The 19,375-nt window shown below is 70.4% G+C and carries 16 protein-coding genes, 1 tRNA gene and 1 pseudogene; 9 read left to right on the plus strand and 9 right to left on the minus strand.

Annotated features, from left to right (window positions below):
* Positions 1-51: 51 nt before the first annotated feature.
* The gene (locus IE248_RS31460) at positions 52-2,298 is read right to left on the minus strand and encodes a hypothetical protein (protein ID WP_190032428.1); all 2,247 of its coding nucleotides are present in this window, start codon (positions 2,296-2,298) and stop codon (positions 52-54) included.
* A gap of 129 nt (positions 2,299-2,427) precedes the next feature.
* Entirely contained in the window at positions 2,428-4,437 is a 2,010-nt protein-coding gene (locus tag IE248_RS31465; protein ID WP_190032429.1) for a DUF6603 domain-containing protein, read from the minus strand.
* A 1,270-nt stretch (positions 4,438-5,707) separates the two neighbouring features.
* On the opposite strand from IE248_RS31465, the gene IE248_RS31470 reads away from it, so the two are divergent.
* Positions 5,708-6,238: a GNAT family N-acetyltransferase gene (locus IE248_RS31470; RefSeq protein ID WP_073795639.1), complete on the plus strand. Its 531-nt coding sequence runs from the start codon at positions 5,708-5,710 to the stop codon at positions 6,236-6,238.
* A 197-nt stretch (positions 6,239-6,435) separates the two neighbouring features.
* The gene (locus IE248_RS31475) at positions 6,436-6,654 is read left to right on the plus strand and encodes a hypothetical protein (RefSeq protein WP_158677310.1); all 219 of its coding nucleotides are present in this window, start codon (positions 6,436-6,438) and stop codon (positions 6,652-6,654) included.
* Positions 6,655-6,878: 224 nt separating this feature from the next.
* Here IE248_RS31475 and IE248_RS31480 read toward each other — a convergent pair whose 3' ends face one another.
* Positions 6,879-7,532: a DUF7691 family protein gene (locus IE248_RS31480; protein ID WP_190032430.1), complete on the minus strand. Its 654-nt coding sequence runs from the start codon at positions 7,530-7,532 to the stop codon at positions 6,879-6,881.
* A gap of 156 nt (positions 7,533-7,688) precedes the next feature.
* On the opposite strand from IE248_RS31480, the gene IE248_RS37810 reads away from it, so the two are divergent.
* On the plus strand, positions 7,689-8,201 hold the full coding sequence (locus IE248_RS37810) for a transposase family protein (RefSeq protein ID WP_229895661.1): 513 nt from the start codon (positions 7,689-7,691) through the stop codon (positions 8,199-8,201).
* On the opposite strand, the gene IE248_RS31490 is transcribed toward IE248_RS37810, so the two are convergent.
* The 3 genes and pseudogenes from IE248_RS31490 to IE248_RS31495 all read right to left on the minus strand — a co-directional run bounded on the left by IE248_RS31490 (position 8,194) and on the right by IE248_RS31495 (position 10,370).
* Positions 8,194-9,144 carry an SGNH/GDSL hydrolase family protein gene (locus IE248_RS31490; protein WP_190032431.1) on the minus strand — a complete coding sequence of 317 codons (951 nt, stop codon included), beginning with the start codon at positions 9,142-9,144 and terminating at the stop codon, positions 8,194-8,196. The two genes, IE248_RS37810 and IE248_RS31490, sit on opposite strands and share 8 nt — an antisense overlap.
* Positions 9,145-9,268: 124 nt before the next feature.
* A pseudogene (locus IE248_RS37815) lies at positions 9,269-9,420 on the minus strand (IS5/IS1182 family transposase); the annotation flags it as partial.
* Positions 9,421-9,569: 149 nt separating this feature from the next.
* Entirely contained in the window at positions 9,570-10,370 is an 801-nt protein-coding gene (locus IE248_RS31495; RefSeq protein WP_373301676.1) for an alpha/beta fold hydrolase, read from the minus strand.
* A 150-nt stretch (positions 10,371-10,520) separates the two neighbouring features.
* Between IE248_RS31495 and IE248_RS31500 the strand changes: the two genes are divergently transcribed.
* From IE248_RS31500 to IE248_RS31515, 4 genes are all read left to right on the plus strand, one after another.
* Complete coding sequence (locus IE248_RS31500) at positions 10,521-11,486, plus strand: helix-turn-helix domain-containing protein (RefSeq protein ID WP_229895662.1); 966 nt, start codon at positions 10,521-10,523, stop codon at positions 11,484-11,486.
* Between the two features lie 101 nt (positions 11,487-11,587).
* On the plus strand, positions 11,588-12,031 hold the full coding sequence (locus IE248_RS31505; protein ID WP_073795648.1) for a hypothetical protein: 444 nt from the start codon (positions 11,588-11,590) through the stop codon (positions 12,029-12,031).
* 434 nt (positions 12,032-12,465) lie between these two features.
* The gene (locus tag IE248_RS31510; RefSeq protein ID WP_008735155.1) at positions 12,466-13,566 is read left to right on the plus strand and encodes an LLM class flavin-dependent oxidoreductase; all 1,101 of its coding nucleotides are present in this window, start codon (positions 12,466-12,468) and stop codon (positions 13,564-13,566) included.
* The gene (locus tag IE248_RS31515) at positions 13,563-14,216 is read left to right on the plus strand and encodes a CE1759 family FMN reductase (RefSeq protein ID WP_190032432.1); all 654 of its coding nucleotides are present in this window, start codon (positions 13,563-13,565) and stop codon (positions 14,214-14,216) included. The genes IE248_RS31510 and IE248_RS31515 overlap by 4 nt, the downstream gene beginning before the upstream one ends.
* Positions 14,217-14,325: 109 nt before the next feature.
* Here IE248_RS31515 and IE248_RS31520 read toward each other — a convergent pair.
* Positions 14,326-14,399 (minus strand) — tRNA-Met (locus tag IE248_RS31520).
* A 240-nt stretch (positions 14,400-14,639) separates the two neighbouring features.
* Here IE248_RS31520 and IE248_RS31525 point away from each other — a divergent pair.
* A complete protein-coding gene (locus tag IE248_RS31525; protein ID WP_229895678.1) occupies positions 14,640-15,644 on the plus strand; it encodes a beta-ketoacyl-ACP synthase 3 in 1,005 nt (334 codons plus the stop codon).
* Positions 15,617-15,850 (plus strand): acyl carrier protein, encoded by a 234-nt coding sequence (locus tag IE248_RS31530; protein ID WP_037789690.1) that lies wholly within the window; start codon positions 15,617-15,619, stop codon positions 15,848-15,850. The genes IE248_RS31525 and IE248_RS31530 overlap by 28 nt, the downstream gene beginning before the upstream one ends.
* Positions 15,851-15,895: 45 nt before the next feature.
* On the opposite strand, the gene IE248_RS31535 is transcribed toward IE248_RS31530, so the two are convergent.
* Both IE248_RS31535 and IE248_RS31540 read right to left on the minus strand, forming a co-directional pair.
* Positions 15,896-16,729 carry a methyltransferase gene (locus tag IE248_RS31535; protein ID WP_073795652.1) on the minus strand — a complete coding sequence of 278 codons (834 nt, stop codon included), beginning with the start codon at positions 16,727-16,729 and terminating at the stop codon, positions 15,896-15,898.
* A gap of 108 nt (positions 16,730-16,837) precedes the next feature.
* Positions 16,838-19,360, minus strand: a complete 2,523-nt coding sequence (locus IE248_RS31540) for an FAD-dependent monooxygenase (RefSeq protein ID WP_190032433.1) — start codon at positions 19,358-19,360, stop codon at positions 16,838-16,840.
* Between the last annotated feature and the right edge of the window lie 15 nt (positions 19,361-19,375).

Below are 19,375 nucleotides of genomic sequence, written 5' to 3' on the forward strand. Positions count from 1 at the left end.
GGGGTCCTTTCGGTCAGCGCTTGGCGGTACGGCGCGGAAACGGGGGAGGGCTCAGGGCCGGGAGAATGTCTGCGCCTGCGGGGCGTCAATCATCTGCAGGGCGAACTGGGCGGAGGAGATCCGCCGGCCTCCGGTGAGCCCGTGGGCGGTGGACAGGGCGGGCACCAGGGCGTCACCGGTACCGTCGACGTTGAGGACGTCGCGATCGCCGGGACGCAGGAAGCGGCGGAAGCGGCTGTCGTCTGCGGGGGGCGGTGGCGGGAACTCTCCCATGGGGTGGCCGATCCGGTCCCCGGTGATCTGGCGCAGCTCGATGGTGCCGATGTCGCTGAGACCGAAGCACAGGCCGCGCGGGGGCTCCGCCAGCTCGAAGCGGTCGATCACCTCGGGGTAGAGCAGCAGGCGAATCTCGGTGCCGAACACCGCGTCGCGTACCGGTTCCACCGCGTCGGAACCTTGGTAGCCGGTGAAGATGGCGTTCGGCCAGTTCGGCACCAGGCCGGAGTTGATCAGGACCGCGCACTTGGGGACCTGCCCGCCACCGATGGCGAGCTTGTTGAGGTCGGCGTCCAGGGTGTGGCCGACGCCGACGCTCAGCGCACCGTCCACGGCCGCCCGCGCCCACTCGGCGTCGATGTAGGCGAAGCGGATGCTTTCGGCCGGCAGCGCGCTCGGGTCGGGGACCAGGTGGGACAGGCTCAGCAGCTCCAGGCGGCGCAGCGCGTCCAGCCAGGCGGTGACCTTCGCGAACGGGTCGGGGGCGGCCTGGGCGAGCAGGTCCGCGACACCGGGCTGAGCGAGTACGGTGCGCGCGTCGCCGATGGTGCGGCGGCTGCGGGCCGCGGTACGGCGGCGGCCGTCGCGCAGCTGCGGGCCGGCCTGGTCGAGAGCCTGGACGAGGCGGGCACCGCCGGAGCGGGCGTCGCCGTCGACCAGGAGGCGGTCGAAGGCCTCGAAGGCGAGGGGTGCGGTGAGCTGGCGGCCGGTCAGAGCCGTCGTGGCTCGGGCGGCGAGCTCGGGGTGGGAGGCCAGGCGGCGGGCCGCGGCGCGGGCGGCGGAGCGGAACTCCAGCAGGGCGCTGCGGAACTCGGCATCCGCGAGGGCGAGGGTGCGCCCGGCGGTGAAGGCGGCGGCGTAGGCGGTGTCGAAGACGCCGTACTGCTGCACGTAGACCAGTGCCTCACCCGGGGAGTCCAGGCGGGTGGAGGCGGGCGCGGGAAGCTCCTGGGCGGGCTGGGCGGTGAGCGGGCCGCGGTAGAAGGCGAAGGTGCGCTCGCCGCTCGCCAGGCGCTGCGGCAGGGCCACGGCGCCGCCCGCCAGCCGGTCCAGGGCTTCCTTCTCCGGGCCGCCCGGGCTGGCAGGTCCGGCGGTTGGCACACGCAGGCGCAGCCCGTCTGCGGGGCGCGGCGTGATGCCGTCTGCAGTGGCCAGGTGCTGGGCGAGGTCACCGAATCCGACACCGGAGTCGGGTTCGGTGGTGAAGGACCAGGAGGCGAGGGAGACCAGGCGCACGCCTCCGGTGGGCGCGGGGGTGGTCAGGTATGGGTCGAAGCCTTCCAGGGAGACCAGGTGGGCGACGTGGCGACCGCCCGCGGCGGCGGGGAAGCGGTTGGCGACGACGACGGCGTTGAGTTCGCCCTCGTCGGGTTCAGGGGCATCACCGGCGCGGGTCGCGTCGGGGCGCCCGCCCTCGCGTAGGTGTGCGAGATAGCCCATCTCCACGGGCAGCGGCTTCACCGCGTCGAACAGGGCGTTGGGGACGAGGACGGTGGCGCACTGCTCGTCGTACTCCTCGGGGCGCAGGCTCTCCTGCGCCAGAGCGGGGGGCTTGCCGGTGCCGAGGCCGCCGTCCAGGAGCCGGCGCACCGTTCCGGCCTTGACCAGGCCCACCGCGTCCGGGTCCTCGGGCAGCTCGTCCTCGCGGAACACCAGCAGGGCCATCCACGGGACGGCGGCCGGCTGGCCGGGACCCAGGGGACGGTTCCAAGGCAGGCCGGGAGCATCGAGGTTGATGTGAGGCAGGGTCTGGCTGTAGGTGCCGACGGCGTCCGGCACGGGGAACCGCGCGCTGATGCCGGTCAGGTCGAAGCTGAAGCGCGGCTGCACGACGTCGAAGGGCTGCGGGGTGGCGTCGATGACGCGGTCCTGACCGCCGACGTCCCTGAGGGTCTGCCGGTTGTCGATCCGGTACCGGCCGGCGTACAGAGACGGGATGCGGTGGTCGAAGAACCGGGTGCGGTGTTCGGTGCCCGGCTCGCTGGTGCGCGGGCGGGATGCGGAGTCGGGTGTGGTGGTCACGGGGTGGCCTTTCGACAGGACACGGCGGCGGCGGGCGGGTGAGGGCGGGGCGGCGGACTCGGGGCGCACGGCTCCACGGGCCGGCCCGGGCACGGCCTGGGCGGCGGCCTGCGGTGGCGTGCGCGGGGGTCAGCCGGCCGCGATCAGCATCGGTTCGGCGGTGAAGGCGGTGCCCGCTGCCCGGGCGTAGGCGCTCAGGTCGGTGTCGAGGGTGCCGAGGTTCGCGCCGAGGCCGGTGAGGGCCTGGGCCAGGGCGGCGCGGTTGTTCCGAGTGGCGGTGGTGTCGATGCCGTCCCGGATCGCGGCGATGACCCCGCCGGGACGGGCCGGTACAGGGCCCGTGGCGGGCTCGCCGGAGAGCGGCTGGTTGCCGTCGGGGTTGATCGGGTCGAAGGAGATGGCCTCCTCGTTGATGAATCCGGTGTCGGTGCCGTGGTCCACCGGCGGCGACGTCAGGCGCATTCCGAGGATCCGGTCGGGGATGATCCCGTCGTTCGGCGCGTCAGGCTGCTGCCCCCACAGGCCGTTGGGCACGTTGCCGCGCTGGACGGATCGGCCCCAGAGCCCCAGCGCGCCGGACAGGCCGTTGTAGGTGAGCCAGATGCGCAGCTCGCTGCCCTTGCCCCGCACGTGCATGGGCAGGATGTCCACGACGGTGTCGGTGGCGGCCTCGACGGTGTCGGTGCCCTGGTTCAAGTAGACCTTGCTGACCGGGGCCCGGGTGTCGGCGGTGAAGGTGAAGCCGCCGTTGCTGACCAGCCACGGCTTGACATCGCCGCGGATGGCCGGCGCGCCCTCACCGGTGTAACCGGCGACCGCCGTGGTGCGGACCATGTTCTCCGGCGGGGGCAGCATGCCCTGGAAGCCGCCCCAGTCCAGAGCCGGGGCCTGGCTGCGGCGGTCGGCGCCGAAACCGATGGTGAAGGAGATGAACCACAGGTGGACGGTGGCCTCGCCGCCGACCGCGGGGCCCCAAATCCGGACGCTGACGCCGACCTCGATCGAGATCCTGATCTTGATGAACCAGACCTTGATGGTCGCCGAGACCCCGACCCGAATACCCATACCGACGTCGAAGTAGAAGGGGTTCCACTCCAGCAGGGCGTCCACCCGGGCGGTGAGCCAGGCGCGCAGCATGCCGGACTGGAAGACGACGTCCAGGGAGCCGCCCGCCATGAGGGACTTGGGGGTGAACGCGGCGTAGGCGTTACCGGTGATGTTGACGGTCGACCCGACGCCCCAGGTCAGGCCGGCAGGCTGCTGGCGGGGGTAGCGGGCGGGCAGCTCCCGGCCTGCGGGGATCGCGCCGAGCATGAATGCGAAGTCGCCGGCCTGCGGGTGATTGCCGAACCAGAACTTCATGCCGACCCCACCGCGCAACTTGCAGTTCGGGTCGATGAGGAACGTCTTCTCGGTGAACGCCGCACCGATGCTCAGCTCCCCAGCCGTCGGCCGCAGGGTCGCTTCGATGCCGATCTCCACCCGGGCGATCTTCTTGTCGCTCTTGGTGGGCAGCTGCATCCCGGCCGCGCCCAGCAGACTGATGGTCAGGTCGGAGCCGGTCTGCACCAGCGCCATGGCGCGGCCGCTGAACGTCTCGAAGCAGTCGAAGGCCAAGCCCGCCGCGAACCACAGATCACCCTCCTGCGGACGCACCCACGGATTTCCGCCGCCGATCAGCGCCGAGAGGACTTTCAGCGGGTCGACTTCCTCGTCGTCGGCGCCGATCGCGCCCGGATTGTCCAGGGCCATCAGGAACGGGAAGCTGCCCAGCGCGTCGGCTGCGGGCACCCGTACGCGGCTGTTCCAGCCGAACCCGGCCGAGATTCCGCGCACCTGGAACAAAGGCGGCCCGAAGCCGGTCTGGCTGCCGAGGGAGCCGTAGGCGAACAACGACGGGTCGGCGCCGGAACCGTCCGGGACGACGTAGGCGCCCATCGCCGAACCGTTGAACGCGCCGGTGTCCACCAGCAGCACACCGCCGACCACCGTCTTGTACGGCGGGGAGGCCGGCAGCGCGGTCAGCGCGCCGGCGATCCGAAGCGGCGGACTGTAGTAGTCGACGCTCAGCCCGTTGTCGCCACCCGGCGTGCCGATCGGCGACCAGCCGCGTACCGACGGAGCCTCCAGGACCCGCATGCCCTTGCGGCGGCGCGGGCCGGGGCGCGGGGTGAGGATGCCGTGCTCGGTGACCAGCGCCCGGGGGGTGCGGTCGAGGGCGGCTCCGTCGCGGTGTTTCAGGTCGGGCAGGGCCCGTCCCAGACCGTCCAGGCGCTCGGGATCGGTGGGCGGCGCGGGCGTGCGCCTGGTCAGCCGCAGGGCCCGGCCGTCCGTCAGCGCCCAGGCCCCGGCAGGCAGTGACGTACCCTCCGGAGCGCCGTCGACCAGGACGAGACTGCGGCCCTCGCCGAGATCGACCGACCACCGTTCCGGTCAGCCACTCACCGTCTTCCGCGGTGAACGCGACGTCCACCGGCGCCGAGGACGCGGTGACGGTGGCCTGCCCGCCGACCGACAGGGCCCGCTCATCACACACCGCGCCGTCGATACGCACGATGCTGCCCGGAAAGACGAGCGCTGCGGCGTCGGGGTCGGCGAACACGGACACCGGGATCTCAACCGTCCCGTCCGCCGCCCGCTCGAGAAGCTTACGAACGTCCTCCACGCGTGCTGTCACAGCGATCCCGCCCTCGATTCGTGAGAAAAAGGGGAAGGCGGAAGCACCCCCAGCTACCGGCGAGGGACTGGTGTGTCCGCTGCGGGGAGCCTAGCCAGACAGGCCACGGATAGAGTACGGACAATCACTCTGCGCGACGAACTTGGCCGAAAGAGGGTTCGCGAACTACGTACGCGTACGGACGTTTCACGGCTGCGCCGCCCGCGTGCAGAAGCGTTTCCACCGGGCCGCAAGGTCCCTGAGACGGCAATCAGCGAGCCCTGGATACGGTTGCGCCCCTCGCGGCGACGCGAGACCGGTAACAAGCCAGCCTGTGGGTCGAGTTGGTTGGGCGTCCGGTCGAGTGCGGCGACGTTGGCGCGGGTGGCGATTTCTCGACGGTCTGTCCAGCTGATCGTCATCTCATCAACGGCCCATGCCTGCGTCACGGCAGCCACGGCCACTCTGGAGCCCGGCGACATGAGTGCCTGGTCCTCCCGGAGCAGGTGGTGTGCGAGAACCGAACCAGATCGTTGTCCGACACGGCTGCCTTCGGCTGGCAGCCCGCGCCGATGAGCCGGGCCTCGCGAGCCAACGGCTCTGTCTGCGATTGATGTGGGTGTAGCTCTGCCCCGGGGGTGGCTGATCTGCGGCGTCGGGGCGGCGGTTGACCAGCCCGGGGTGTTGTGAAGGGCGGTGCTCGGTCGGGATATTCGCTGGTCGCCGCTTGTTGACAACGGCCATACTGCCGGGATGGATCCAGTGCGTCTTGAGACCGACCGTCTGGTGTTGCGGGCCTTCACTCCTACCGACGTGGATGCCGTGTACGAGGCCTGCCAGGACGAGGACATCCAGTTCTACACCCCGGTGCCGGTGCCGTACCGGCGTGCGGACGCGGAGACGCTCGTCGGGGAGAAGCTGCCCGCTCAGTGGGCCGAGGACAAGGACTACACCCTCGGCGCGTTCCGCAAGGACACCGGCGCCCTGGTCGGCTCGTACTGCCTGACCCTCATCAGCCGCGGCGTCTGGGAGCTCGGTTACTGGGCGGTCAAGGAGCAGCGCGGGCGGGGGTACTCGGTCGAGGCCGCTCGGGCCCTGTGCGACTGGGGCTGGGCCAGCCTCGACGTCCACCGCATCGAGTGGTGGGCCATGGCCGGGAACACCGGCTCGCGGGCCGTCGCCGAGAAACTCGGCTTCACCGTCGAAGGGACGCTGCGCAATCGCGGCATCGCCAACGATGGCCGGCCGCACGACTGGTGGGTGGGCGGACTGATGAGGCCCTGATGCTCGGGCCTGTGCTTCGCCGGCAGCGTTTGCGCGATGGGTTCCCGCACGCCGCGCCAACCGAGCTGTACGGCATCGCACGCTCCATGATCTCCCGCCGCTTGCACCATCAACAGGATTGAGGAAACCAGCGGTTGCTGGCTGTCTTGACGCCTGCCGTGCGGTGCGGTGCCATGGCCCTGATCGAAGGAGGGGCCGTGGCGCCCGATGGGGACAGTGACGCCGAGGACCGTGCTGGTGAGGGTGGCGGTGACCGGCCGGACAGCTCGCCGGAGCCGCACCGTCCGGGACCTGCGGACAGTTTCTGGGTGGGGGTGCTCGTCGTGGTCGTGGTGGTGCTCCTCCTGACCGTCCTGGTATCTCACATGGACTGGAGTCCCGGAAGTCCGACCTACAACATGCCGCCCTACAAGTGACGTTTCCGCAGGCCAGAACCTACGGGCACGGGCGTTGCCGGCAAGGCCCGGCGCCGCGTCGCTCGCCGACCGGGCCCGCGAAGCGCGGTAGGCCGCTGAACGCGCGGCTCGCCGGCTGGCCTGCAGCTGTTGCGCCGTGCCGTTCTCGGATGCACGGTGCCGGCCGCCCCTACACCGAACGAGGCTGGGCCTGACCCGGAGGGGGCGGCCGCTTCCTCAGTGGGTCAGCCGGTGATCGAGAAGAAGATCGAGCCGTCCTCGGCCCACCACCAGGCGCCCTCGCCCTCGTTCCATTCCGAGGCCCAGCCGTCGAGCGCCTCGATGAGCTCCCCGAGGTCGTACCGGAGATCGGCATCCACGCGGTCCAGCACTGCGCGGTAGGCCGCCACCGCGGGGCCGGCCTTCGCGAGGGGCCAGCAGCCGATCTCCGGTGAGCCCTCCAGGGGACTGGGTATGCGGAACCCGATCTCCGAGGGCGGGCCACTGAAGACGTACTGGTAGGGCAGCAGGTCGGCCGGGACGCCCGCCGAGCTGAGGGCGTCGTCCAGGGCGGAGAAGTAGGTGACGGGGCTCCGGTAGCTCGCCAGGGTCGAGCTGTCGCTCGCGTTGTGGTCGATGATGATCTGGAGCGCCGCGTAGTAGGCGCAACCGGCGTAATCGGCGGGGGAGTCGGCCCGGCCGGAGATCAGCTCCTCCAGCGCGTCCGGGACCGACAGCCCCCAGTCCACGTCCTGATGGTCGAGGCTATCCTGACGTGCCTTCGCCCTGACGCGCATGTTGTCCAGGCGTCGTGATTCGTCGGCGCTCAGGTCCAGGGCTGGCAGGAAGCGCGCGATCTCGCCGCGGTTCGCCATGCTGTAGTTCACTACCTTGCTCATGGGTTCATGCTGCCAAAGGGCACTGACAGCCGGGTGTCCGGGACCGGTTCGCAGGTCCCGGAGCCGCTCAGGCAGTGTCTTTCGGATCAAGTCTGGTCAGGGAGTGGTGTCTGGTGCCTTGCATCGCAAGGCCGAGAAGGGCGGCGACGCGGAGCGTTGGCGACCGACGAGATCGCGGCGCGGTGCCAGACGTCGCAGGCCCGGTCTGATCCGAAAGGCACGGTCCAACGAGTTCGTGCATGGTTGGCGGTGCGACGCTGGCTGGTCTTCATCGACCGGCTCTTGGCCACGCTGGTTCACCTTCGCCACGGTGCCACTCATGACGTGCTGGCCTGCCTGTTCGAAGTCGATCGCTCCACGATCACCCGAACCGGCGCCAGCGGGCAGACCGGGATCATCGACGGCACCGAGGTCCGGGTTCGCAGGCCAGCCGTCGGCCGAAACGACCGGGAGGAGTTCATCTCCGGCAAGAAGAAGCAGAACGCCGTTGAGGCCATGGTCCTCACTGACGCCAATTGCCGGCTTCTGTTCTGCGGTCCAGCCCAGCCGGCAAGCTGTGCCGACATTACACACGCCCGACAGATGGGCCTGGTACGTACGACCGGCCTCCGGCTGGTGCCGGGGCCGGTTCGGGTTCGTCGGCCGGGTGCCGGCTCCGGGGTCAGCTGAGAGTGTTCAGCATCGCCTCTTCGATGTGGTCGGCGGCGTTGCGGTGGCCGAGGGCGTTGGGGTGCACGATGGACAGCTGGTCAGGGAGAGTGACGAAGCCTTCGACCCACTTGCGCTCGTCGCAGACGCTGTGATCCCGGGAGGAGGTGTAGAGGTCGATGAAGCTGGCGGCGTCCTGTGTGCCGGTGGAGTCGTCGATGGCCTTGTTGAGGGGTTCCAGGACGTCGGTGCGCAGCCAGGCCAGGTCCCCGGAGGTGATCGTGCCGAACTGTGTCAGGTCGCCGAAACTGCACTTGGAGGCGTCCTTGGGGATGACCGTGGGGTAGCCGACGGCCAGGATCTTCGCCTTTGGGGCGCGCTTGTGGAGCACGGCGAGCATCCGGTCGTATTGATGGCGCACGGTCTTCAGTCGGTTCGGGACGTCGGCGGCCAGCGCGTCCTTGCACGGGGTGCCCTTGCCGCTGCTCTCTCCGCCCAACTGCGCGCACTTGGTGAGGAAGTCGGCGAAGCCGAGGGAGTTGCCGCCCACGCCGACGGTGATGACGTCGGTGTCCGCGCCGACCGCCTCGGACTGAGCGGGAACCGGCGGGAAGGGGTAGTCCGGGTCCTCGGAGATGGGCGGCAGGTGACGGCCGATCGGGTGCTGGGGTGTGTCGGTGACGTTCTCGATGGTGGCGGCGCCGCAGCTGACGTTGGTCAGCTCGAACAGGCCGCCGAGATCGCGGTCGATGACCTGCGGGTAGGACCGGTCGGTGCGCTCACATCCGTCGCGCGGGACTTCGAAGGTGTTGCCCGCGGCGTGGATGACCCCTGCGGTGTATGAGTCACCCAGGGCGACCCACTGGTTCTCTGCGGCAGCGGCGGGCTGGGCGCCGGCGAGTTGGACGGCGGTGAGGGCTGCGGCCGAGCCGAGCAGGGCGAGACGGGTACGGAAGCGTGCCACGACATCTCCAGGGTGGGGGTGACGATTCCATCTCGACCGTATACGCAGCATCACGGATTGCGATCAACTTGTCGCTGAAAGTAGCCATTCGGGGCACTGTCTCACGATGATCACAAAGTTCCCGCTGGGGCGTGACGGCGTGAATTGCGCGCTGGCGAAGGGGACTTCGGATCGCGCGAGACGAACATGCTCGGTCGGCCAGGACCGGATCGGGACGGGGTTTCTTGTTCTTCCGGGTCCCTTTCGCGGCACGCGGACGGCTGCCGCGGGAGCGTCCGAGCGCATGGTGGTCGGGTTCCGCCTGGGCAAACGGTGGGGTCCACCGACACGGTCTCGGAACGGTCCCAGCTCGCCCGGCAGGTCACGTCAAGGCGAGCCTGCGCGGTGCTTCCACGCGATGGCCTCCAGGCTTCGGCAGCGGGCAGTCAGCTGCCGGGGCGGGTGGAGAGGCTGCGCAGTTCCGCCGCGAGGGCGTCGGGTGCTTCCAAGGGCAGGAGGTGGCCGATGCCGGGGACTGTGTGCAGCTGGGCGTGCGGGATGTGTGGCAGCAGGTGTTCTCGGAGCACGTGGGGTGGTTCCACCGCGTCGTTCTCCCCGGCCAGGACCGTCACGGGGACGTCGATCGCCCGGACGGTGTCCGTGATGTCCGCTGCAATCCCACGCAATGGCCACTCCCGGAGGGCCTCTGGGTGCACGGCGAGGTTGTCGCGTACGGCGGCGGCGCGCAGCGCGTCCGGCAACGGGACGGCGGTCAGCACATGGTCAAGCGCCTGTTCGGCGGACTCCGGCGAGTCGTAGGCGTGGGAGAGCCCCTCCCGGAACTCGGGGGTCACCGCGGCGGGCGGCCGCGGCGGCGCGGGCGCGACCAGGACCAGGCCCGCCAGTTCCGTGGGCCGGCGCGCTGCGACGAGCTGGCTGACCTTCCCTCCCATCGAATGGCCGACCAGCACGAACGGCCCGAGCCGCAAGGCCTCGACCACGCACGAGAGGTCGTCGGCGAGCTGGTCCAGGGTGTAGGGGCCGGGCAGTGCCCGTGATGTGCCCCAGCCGCGCTGGTCGTAGCGGAGCGTGGCCTGTTCGGCCGGAAGTCGTCCGACGACCCCGTCCCAGGTGGCGGCAGAGCCACCCCAGTAGTGGACGAACACCAGCGCCGGCCCGGTGCACCCCTTCGAGCGCACCTCGACAGTGCCGCCCGCCACTCGTACGGCTCTTGTGCTTTCCATCATTCCCGTGCTCTTCCTCGACGTGGTGCGCGGCGGAGGAGTTGCCGCATCCGCCGCGAGTGTGCAAGCACCATCCGCTCTGATCTGCAGGTGGCGCTGTCGAAGCTACTGTCGTCCCGCACGCGTTCCCCGGTAGAAAGAGACACATCTCTTGTGGAAAACGGACACCGCACGGTGCGGCAACTGCACTACCTGCCCGCCCTCGGTGCGGCGTACGGGGTGGAGGTCCTCAGCTTCGCGCGGCTCCGCGAGATGGACGGCGCGGGTGCCCGTACCCGGCCGCAGCGGCCGGATTTCCACGTGCTCGCCCTGGTCGCCTCCGGCAGGGGCGGCCACGTGGCGGACTTCGAGACGTACCAGCTGCGAGCGGGGAGCGTGGTGTGGATCCGGCCGGGCATGGTGCACCGCTGGAGCGACGTCAACGGCGTCGACGGGCCCCTGATCCTCTTCCGGCCCGGCTTCCTGCCCGACCTGGGCCCCACCCCGGCCTGGGACCTCTCCGCGCCCGCCACCTGGCACCTGGACCAGCCGCTGCGACCGCTCGCCCTGCTGGCAGCCGATCATCTGCGAGGCGAGCACGACCTGGCGGTGCGGATGCCGCGGCTGGCCTCTCCCGCGCTGCTCTCGCACCTCCTGGCAGCGCTGGTCCTGCGCGTACGGCCGGCCGAGGCCGCCACCCCCACCGCCGGCGGCGGCGGGCGTTGCCACGATGTCTTCCTTCGCTACCGGGCCGCGGTCGAGGAGCACTTCACCGAGTGGCACCAGGTCGCCGATTACACTCGGTTGACGGGCTACGACCGGCGCACGCTGACCCGGGCCACCCGCGCCGCCGCCGGTGTCGGCGCCAAGGAATTCCTGGACCAGCGAACCCTGTTGGAGGCCAAACGGCTTCTCGCCCACACCGACCTGCCGGTCGGCAGGTGCGCACAGCGCCTCGGCTTCCGGGACGCCGCGAACTTCACCACCTTCTTCCAACGCGGCACCGGACAGTCGCCGAGCACGTGGCGTACCGCCGACGCCCGAGCCGCTCGTGGCCAGGGGGAGGACACGCCCTGCCCACGCCCACCCGTCTGCAACACATGGTCCGTGCCGGGAGCTCCGATCCCTTCGCAGGGCTGACCGTCGGCTGCCGGGCCGCGCGGGCGGGCTGCCGATATCCTGGAACCGAGATCGGGGGCTTTCCTCATCCGGAAGGCAGCACCATGCGGCGTCGATACCTCATGCTTCTCGCAGCCCCGCTCCTCGCCTCCTCGGTGGCCCTCGCCCCCGCCCACGCGGCGCCGGCCGGAAGCGCCGGGACGAGCGGGGCCAAGCAGGCGGTGCAGGCGGTGAAGGTCACCAAAGTCGAAGTGGTCACCCTGCTGAAGCCGGGGGAGACCGTCGTGTGCAACGGCACTCCCGTGGCCATGGCCTTCGACGGAAAGATCACGGCGACCGGGCCGGGCACGGTCCGTTACCACTGGACCGTGAACGCCAGCCGCGCCCGGGTCTCCCCGGGATCCTTCGCCTTCGGCGCGGGCACCTCCACCAAGGTCGCCCTTCAGGTCGTGGACATGCCGGCGCCCAAGAACGCCAAGGCGGTGACCGGGTACGTCACGCTCCACCTGCCGGACCAGAAGAAGAGCGTCCGCAGTCAGCAGGTGACGTTCCCCTGCAAGAAGTGAGCGCTGCTTCTCCTCGCGCTTGAGCAACAGTTTCGAAAGGCCGCCGGGACAAGACGGCAGGTGATGCCCGGGGGCCGCAGCGGCGCGGCCCGTCCGGGCCGACCGCGGTTTTGGACGATCCGGCCCCCGGGGCACGCCACTCTGCCACCGGCTCGTCGGCGCAGGCACGATGCCCCCCATTGCTGCCCTCGTTGGGGGGTGTCCCCATGTCTTTCGCCAGGCGTGTGCGTGACCGCGGTCCCGTAGGGGGGCAGCGGCCCCCCTTCGATTGCTGTCCCGTCCGCCCCGTCCGCCCCACCAAGCCGCTGCGTGGCCCTGTGTTCCGCCGCTCCCTACGCGCCTCGTGCCCTCGTGCTGCGCCGGGAATACCTCGGGCGCACCCCTCGTTCTGGGGTATGGTTGAATCGTAAACAATCTTGGAGGGAAGGGGAGCCATGCAGTTCGGGATCTTCACCGTCGGCGATGTCACAACCGATCCGACGACCGGACGCGCGCCCAGCGAGCACGAGCGCATCAAGGCGATGCTCGCCATCGCGCAGAAGGCCGAGGAGGTCGGCCTCGACGTCTTCGCCACCGGCGAGCACCACAACCCGCCGTTCGTCCCCTCCTCGCCGACGACGATGCTCGGCTACATCGCCGCGCGCACCGAGAACCTGATCCTCTCCACGTCGACGACGCTGATCACCACCAACGACCCGGTGAAGATCGCCGAGGACTTCGCGATGCTCCAGCACGTCGCGGACGGCCGTGTGGACGTGATGATGGGCCGCGGCAACACCGGTCCGGTCTATCCCTGGTTCGGCAAGGACATTCGCGACGGCATCGACCTCGCCATCGAGAACTACGCGCTGCTGCGCCGCCTGTGGGACGAGGAAGTCGTCACCTGGAAGGGTAAGTTCCGCACGCCGCTGCAGTCCTTCACCTCGACCCCGCGTCCGCTGGACGGTGTCGCGCCCTTCGTCTGGCACGGCTCCATCCGCTCGCCGGAGATCGCCGAGCAGGCCGCCTACTACGGAGACGGTTTCTTCCACAACAACATCTTCTGGCCGACTTCCCACACCGAGCAGATGGTGAACCTGTACCGGCAGCGCTACGCCCACTACGGGCACGGCACACCCGAGCAGGCCATCGTCGGGCTCGGAGGCCAGGTGTTCATGAACAGGAACTCGCAGGACGCGGTGCGCGAGTTCCGCCCGTACTTCGACAACGCGCCGGTGTACGGCCACGGGCCGTCCCTGGAGGAGTTCACCACCCAGACCCCGCTGACCGTCGGCTCGCCGCAGCAGGTCATCGAGCGGACGCTGTCCTTCCGGGACTACGCCGGCGACTACCAGCGGCAACTCTTCCTGGTGGACCACGCGGGCCTGCCCCTGAAGACCGTCCTGGAGCAGCTCGACCTGCTCGGCGAGGAGGTCGTGCCGGTGCTGCGCAAGGAGTTCGCGAACCTGCGCCCGGCCGGTGTGCCGGACGCGCCGACGCACTCCGCCCGCGTGGCGGCGGCCCAGGAGGCCCCGAAGGAGGAGACGCAGGGATGAAGCTCATCGTCGTATCGGCGGGGCTCAGCTCGCCCTCCTCGACGCGGCTGCTCGCCGACCGGCTCGCGGCGGCGACGCTGGGGCACGTGGACGCCGACCTCGAAGTGATCGAGCTGAGGGAGCTGGCGACGGAGATCGGCCGGCACTTCGTCACCGGGTTCCCGCCCGCCCGTCTTGCCGCCGCGCTCGACGCGGTGGCCGCCGCGGACGGCCTGATCGCCGTCACGCCGGTGTTCGCGGCTTCGTACAGCGGCCTGTTCAAGTCCTTCTTCGACCTCATCGACAAGGATGCCCTCACCGCGAAGCCGGTGCTCCTCGGTGCGACCGGCGGCACGGCCCGGCACTCCCTGGTCACCGAGCACGCTCTGCGGCCGTTGTTCACCTACCTGCGCGCTGTCGTCCTGCCGACCGCCGTGTACGCGGCCTCGGAGGACTGGGGTGAGGAGGGGCTGGAGCAGCGGATCGCCCGTGCGGGCGCGGAGCTGGCGCGCGCCATGGCGCCCGCCGGTGGGGAAGCCGCGCCCGACGTCGACACCGCCGCCGCGGTCGCACCCCGCTCGCTGACGGGCGCGATCACGTCGGTGGAACCGGTGGGCGGGTTCGCGGTGGTGCCGTTCGAGCAGCGGCTGGCGGCGCTGAGGGTCGAGTAGTCGCAGCCGGTCCGGCCGCCGGTGCGCCGCCCCGACCTTCGCGCGAAGGGCTGCTTCAGCACGGCAGAAGGGCCCGGATCCATAAAGGATCCGGGCCCTTCCGGTGTAGTAGCGGGGACAGGATTTGAACCTGCGACCTCTGGGTTATGAGCCCAGCGAGCTACCGAGCTGCTCCACCCCGCGTCGGTGAACACCACCCTACGGCACCGTCCGGCCGTGCTCGACCAGTTTCGCCCCGGGAGACAGTGCGTATGCGCATGGCTACTTGGAGTAGTGTCTCCTCGCGGGCAGGTAGGGCGTTCTGCTTCGGTTGCCCGGCCGGGCTCCCCGTCCGTCTCCGAAGTCGAGGGTGGAAGAGTGAGGGATCAAAGGGCGCCGGCGTCCGTCCTGGCAGGTGTCGGATCGTGCCTGCCGCCGCGCCGGGTGGCCAATGAGGAGCTCGTGGAGCGACTGGGCCGGTCGTCCGAGTGGATGTTTCAGCGCTCGGGCATCCGGTTCCGGCACGTCGTTGAGCCGGGTACCAGCAGCGGTGACCTGGCGGTCGCGGCCGGCCGAGAGGCTCTGGCCCGTTCCGCGGTCGGCGATGTCGCGGCGGTGGTCGTCGCCACCTCGTCGCCGGACAGGCCGTGCCCCGGCACCGCCCCGAGCGTCGCCTCACGGCTGGGCATGACCGGGGTGACCGCCCTGGACGTCCAGGCCGTGTGCGCCGGGTTCGTCTACGGACTGGGGGTCGCGCAGGGCCTGATCGCCGCGGGTACGTCGGACAGTGTCCTGGTGATCGGCACGGATGTGCTGTCGCTGAGCGTCGCCCCGGACGACCCCACGAGCATGCTCTTCGGCGATGGAGCCGGAGCCGTCGTCCTGCGTTCGGGTCACCGCGAGGAACCCGGCGCCCTGGGGCCTTGCGTGCTGGGCAGCGATGGCGGTGGCCGCGACCTGATCACCGTACGCGGCGGCGGATCCGAGGAACGCTCGTTGCGCGGAGACATCCCGGCGGACTCGTATCTGCGTCTGGAGGGGCAAGAAGTCTTCTGGCGAGCGGTGCAGCACATGACTTCTGCCTCCCGAGCCGCCCTGGATGCCGCGAACTGGAAGCCGCAGGACGTGGACCGGGTCGTTCCCCACCAAGCGAACGGACGGATCACCTCCATGCTCGCGGAGCGGTTGGGCATCACGGCGGAGAGCGCACTGTCCAACATCGAGCAGGTCGGCAACACCTCGGCCGCCTCGATCCCGATCCTCCTTGATCACGCCGACCGCGCGGGGAGCCTGAAGCCCGGACACCGGGTCCTGCTGGCGGCCTTCGGCGGCGGCTTGGCCTGGGGTGCCACCACCCTCGTGTGGCCCGACCTCGCCCGCCCGACCTCGCCCGCACACACCGACTCACTTGGAGAAGCGCCATGTACGACATCCTGGTCAGCATCCTGACCGACAAGTTCCAGGTGCGGCCCGGGCTGATCTCCCCCGAGGCCACACCGACGGTCCTCGGCCTGGACTCACTGTTCGCGGTCGAACTGGCCCTCGTGCTGGAGGGCGACCCCGGATTGCAGATCAGCTTTGACGAACTCGCGGGAGCGAGCACCCTGGCCGAGATCGCGCAGTTGATGCAGGACAAGCAAGACGTGCCGGTCTGAAGATCGAAGCCCCTTGGGGCGGTACGCACGACCACCGGCAGGATGTCAGCTGCCGGTGGCGTTCCCGGGGCGCCGGAACATCAGGGCGTGCACCGTGAAGCGCGCCCCGTCGAACTCCGCCCGGCCCTCTGCTCGCCGTTCTCTCAGCAGGGTCAGCATGGTCTCCTTGTGCTCCGCGTACGCCAGGAGCGGGATGTCCATCTCGAAGACCTCAAGCGTCTCGGCCTCGAAGCCGCCCCTGGTGAGCTCCGTTACGGTCCGGGGAATGTCGGCGAGTGAGGAGTGCGCCATGAGCAGCGTGCCGCCCGGCGCGAGGAGCGTGTCCACGCGCTCGACGACGGAGTCGTACACCGCGCGCCCGCCCCTCCGGGCGACAAGAGCCGTTTCCAGCCCGTCCTTCCTTGCGTAACTCGGGTCGTAGGGCAGGTGTGGTGGATTGGTGATCACCAGATCGAACCGCTCGTCCGGTGTGTACTCCTCCAGCGGCGAAGTGACACAGGTCAGCCGCGTGGAATCGAGACCATTGGCCATCACGTTCACCGCGGTCTGGGTGGCCGAGGCGGGGTTGATGTCCAGAGCGGTCACCCGCTCGGCGCCGGCCGCGAGCAGGGCGACGCTGTAGAGACCGGAACCGGCACCGATGTCCAAGGCGTTGACACCCGCCAGGTCAGGAACCAGGTCAGCGTTGAGAGCGGCGATTAGGCTCAGCCCGCAGTCGGTCGGGAACAGGACCTCCGCGGGGTCCTCCACCGTGAGCCGCAGACGCATCCCGCGGAACTCGAAGATCCCGCACGAGGGCCGAGCCTCCCACAGCGAGCCGTTCTCGCCTGCGGGCAGAACACGACGCCGCGTCTGCGTCGGGACCGGAGCATGGGTCATCGGGGCGGAACCTTTCGATGGAAGGCAAGCAGCAGGCAGCCGGGGGTCGGCGGAGCGGGAGCCACGGGGATCCATGAGATCCGGAACGTACTGGGCTCGATCGGTCCGTCACTCGGTGAGGACGGACAGCACGGTGCGGACGGAGTCGTCAGCGATGCGCCGTGCGCGCGGCGCCGGGACGAGGCCCTCGACATAGCTGAAGTTCCAGGCGAGTTGGGCGTGGCTGGTCGTCGCGGTCGCCACGATGGAGCCCATCACCGAGACGCCCGTGAGGAACTGGGCCTCGCCCACCCGCCACGGGCCCGCCTGGTCGGGGAACTCGTAGCGGCCGACGTTGGACAGGCACAGGTTGATCGGCCCCTCCTCGTCCATGAACCGCATGAACGACTCGCTGTCCGCCAGTGACTTCGGTCCTGCCCAGCGCGGCAGGCTGATCGTGGACAGGTGCTCCTGGCGCCCCCGGCGCCGCACCAGGTCCTGGCTGATGGCCCGGGCCATCAGCCACAGCGGTCGGCCGGGCTCGTAACGGACGCGGGAGGGAACCGTGGCCACGTAGGTGCCGGCCTCGTCGGGTGCCACAGCCGGTTCGAGGTCATCGCGGAAGTCGACCGGCGAGCCGATCGAGAAGTGTGCCGTCGTCGACGTCCCCGCGTCCCGGGCGACCGCCGTCACCATCGCGGCGGCCAGCACGCCGTGGACCGTGGTGCCGTGCCGTTTGGCCGCGGTCACCAGCAGATCCAACTGCTCGGCGGGCAGGGACCTGTGCACCATCCGGGTGCGCCGCTGCTCGAACGGCACCTGGTGGCTGGGGAGGACCCGCTGCGCGGGGTGCCGTCGGGCCGCCTGCTCCTCCCGTCGCATCAGGGCCTTGAACCCGGCGACACCCGCGGCGCCACGGTGGCGGCGGGGGAGCAGGTCGTCCGTCGCGGGCAGTGCCCGTAGCGGGGTGACCCGAGGCTGTGTGCCGCGGTCCAGCTGCGCGGTGAGGTTGATCCACTCCCGGACCAGGGACAGGCACGTCTTGCCGTCGGCGATGATGTGCGAGGCCGTCAGCAGCAGGTCATGGAAGTCCCCGGCGTTCTCGCCGTCTGTTCCTTCCGAGGTGATCACCACAGCGCGCAGCAGCGGACCGGCGCGCCAGTCCACGCTTTCCACGAGCTCCCGGTCGTTCACCTCGCGCTCCCACCGCGTGTCGACCGTGGGATCGTCCGGCGGTACGTGGACGTGCCTCAGCGGGATCTGACGCGCGTCGAGCGGGACGAACGCGGGGTGTGCCCCGGTGCCGTCGTCGGTGATCGCGACGCGCAGCAAGGGGTGCCGGAGCTGGAGGAGGTCCAGTGCGCGGCGGTGCAGCGACGGGGGCAGGTGTCCGTGGACACGGGCGCGGGCGATGACGTTGAGGGGTGAGGTCCGGTCCGCGATCCAGTACAGGCGCTCCAAGGGGCTCAGCTCGCGCTGGACGCAGCCGGATCCGGTGGCCGAATCTTCGGGGTAGGTGAGGGCCTGGGCGGTCTGCCGGACGAGGACGCGCCGGGGTACGAAGCGGAAGTAGGCGTTACGGACCAGGCGACTTCGGGGGGTGGCCCCCTGCGTCAGTTCGCTCATCCTGCGGGAACCGGCCACCATCGCCCTGGTGCGGTCGCGGCGCCGCTCCTCGTAGGCCCGCAGAGCCCGCACCGGGTCGTCACCCGTCATCGGCTCGGCCAGCGTCCGTGCCAGTACGACGGCGTCCTCCATGGCCATGCCGGCTCCCTGGGCGAGGGTGGTCAGCATGGGGTGGGCGGCGTCGCCGAGCAGGGTGACGGGGCCGTCGCCCCACCGCTCCAGGAAGGCCCGGTCCCGCGACGGCACGGTGAGGATGTCCGCCTGCGGGGTGGCGTCGATCACGGCCCGCACCTCGTCGGCCCAGTCCCCGTATGCCCGTCGCAGGAGTTCCTTGACGCGGCTCGGCGCGGGCGCGTCCTCGGGTGTGCTCATGGCCGCCCACCAGTAGCAGCGGCCCTTTCCGATGTCGATGAGGCCGAAACGTTGTCCGCTGCCCCAGTAGTGGCGCACCGCGCCCGTGGTGAGGTGCCGGTGGCGGAAGGGGACGATGCCGAGCCGGAAGAGGTAGCCGCTGTCCTTGGCCTGCTCGGGGCCGACGAGGTGACGCCGTACGGACGAGTTGAAGCCGTCGGCGCCGATCAGGATGTCGCCGCTCGCCGAACGGCCGTCCTCGAAGCGGGCGGTGACCCCCATGCCGGCGGTCTCGAAGCCGATGGCGGTCGACCCCAGGTGGACCGGGCAGTCCCCGATCTCCGCCAGCAGAGCCTCCTGGAGGTCCGCGCGGCTGAGGCAGTAGCTCGGCGCGCCCACCTGGCCGCGGGTGTCCTGGAAGGGGAGGTCTCTGATCCGCCGGCCTCGCCGGTCCATGATCCTGAACGACTCCACGGCCTGACCGCGCTTGTCCAGTCCCAGGTCGATGCCGAAACCGGCCAGGGCGGTGACCGCGTTGCTCATGACCGACAGACCGGAGCCGACGTCGCGCAGCTCGGTGGCGCGCTCATACACCTCGACGTCGACGCCGACGCGCCGCAGTGCGACCGCGCACGTCAGGCCGCCGATGCCGGCACCGATGACCAGGGCTTTCATTCGCCGTCCCGATGA

This window comes from Streptomyces goshikiensis (assembly GCF_014650555.1).
Classification (GTDB): domain Bacteria; phylum Actinomycetota; class Actinomycetes; order Streptomycetales; family Streptomycetaceae; genus Streptomyces; species Streptomyces goshikiensis.

Excerpts from the sequence above, each read along its gene's own strand:
- IE248_RS31465 (WP_190032429.1), bottom strand. The coding sequence starts at position 4,437 with ATGCGGGTCCTGGAGGCTCCGTCGGTACGCGGCTGGTCGCCGATCGGC.
- IE248_RS31470 (WP_073795639.1), top strand. The coding sequence starts at position 5,708 with ATGGATCCAGTGCGTCTTGAGACCGACCGTCTGGTGTTGCGGGCCTTC.
- IE248_RS31480 (WP_190032430.1), bottom strand. The coding sequence starts at position 7,532 with ATGAGCAAGGTAGTGAACTACAGCATGGCGAACCGCGGCGAGATCGCG.
- IE248_RS31495 (WP_373301676.1), bottom strand. The coding sequence starts at position 10,370 with ATGATGGAAAGCACAAGAGCCGTACGAGTGGCGGGCGGCACTGTCGAG.
- IE248_RS31505 (WP_073795648.1), top strand. The coding sequence starts at position 11,588 with ATGCTTCTCGCAGCCCCGCTCCTCGCCTCCTCGGTGGCCCTCGCCCCC.
- IE248_RS31510 (WP_008735155.1), top strand. The coding sequence starts at position 12,466 with ATGCAGTTCGGGATCTTCACCGTCGGCGATGTCACAACCGATCCGACG.
- IE248_RS31515 (WP_190032432.1), top strand. The coding sequence starts at position 13,563 with ATGAAGCTCATCGTCGTATCGGCGGGGCTCAGCTCGCCCTCCTCGACG.
- IE248_RS31530 (WP_037789690.1), top strand. The coding sequence starts at position 15,617 with ATGTACGACATCCTGGTCAGCATCCTGACCGACAAGTTCCAGGTGCGG.
- IE248_RS31535 (WP_073795652.1), bottom strand. The coding sequence starts at position 16,729 with ATGACCCATGCTCCGGTCCCGACGCAGACGCGGCGTCGTGTTCTGCCC.
- IE248_RS31540 (WP_190032433.1), bottom strand. The coding sequence starts at position 19,360 with ATGAAAGCCCTGGTCATCGGTGCCGGCATCGGCGGCCTGACGTGCGCG.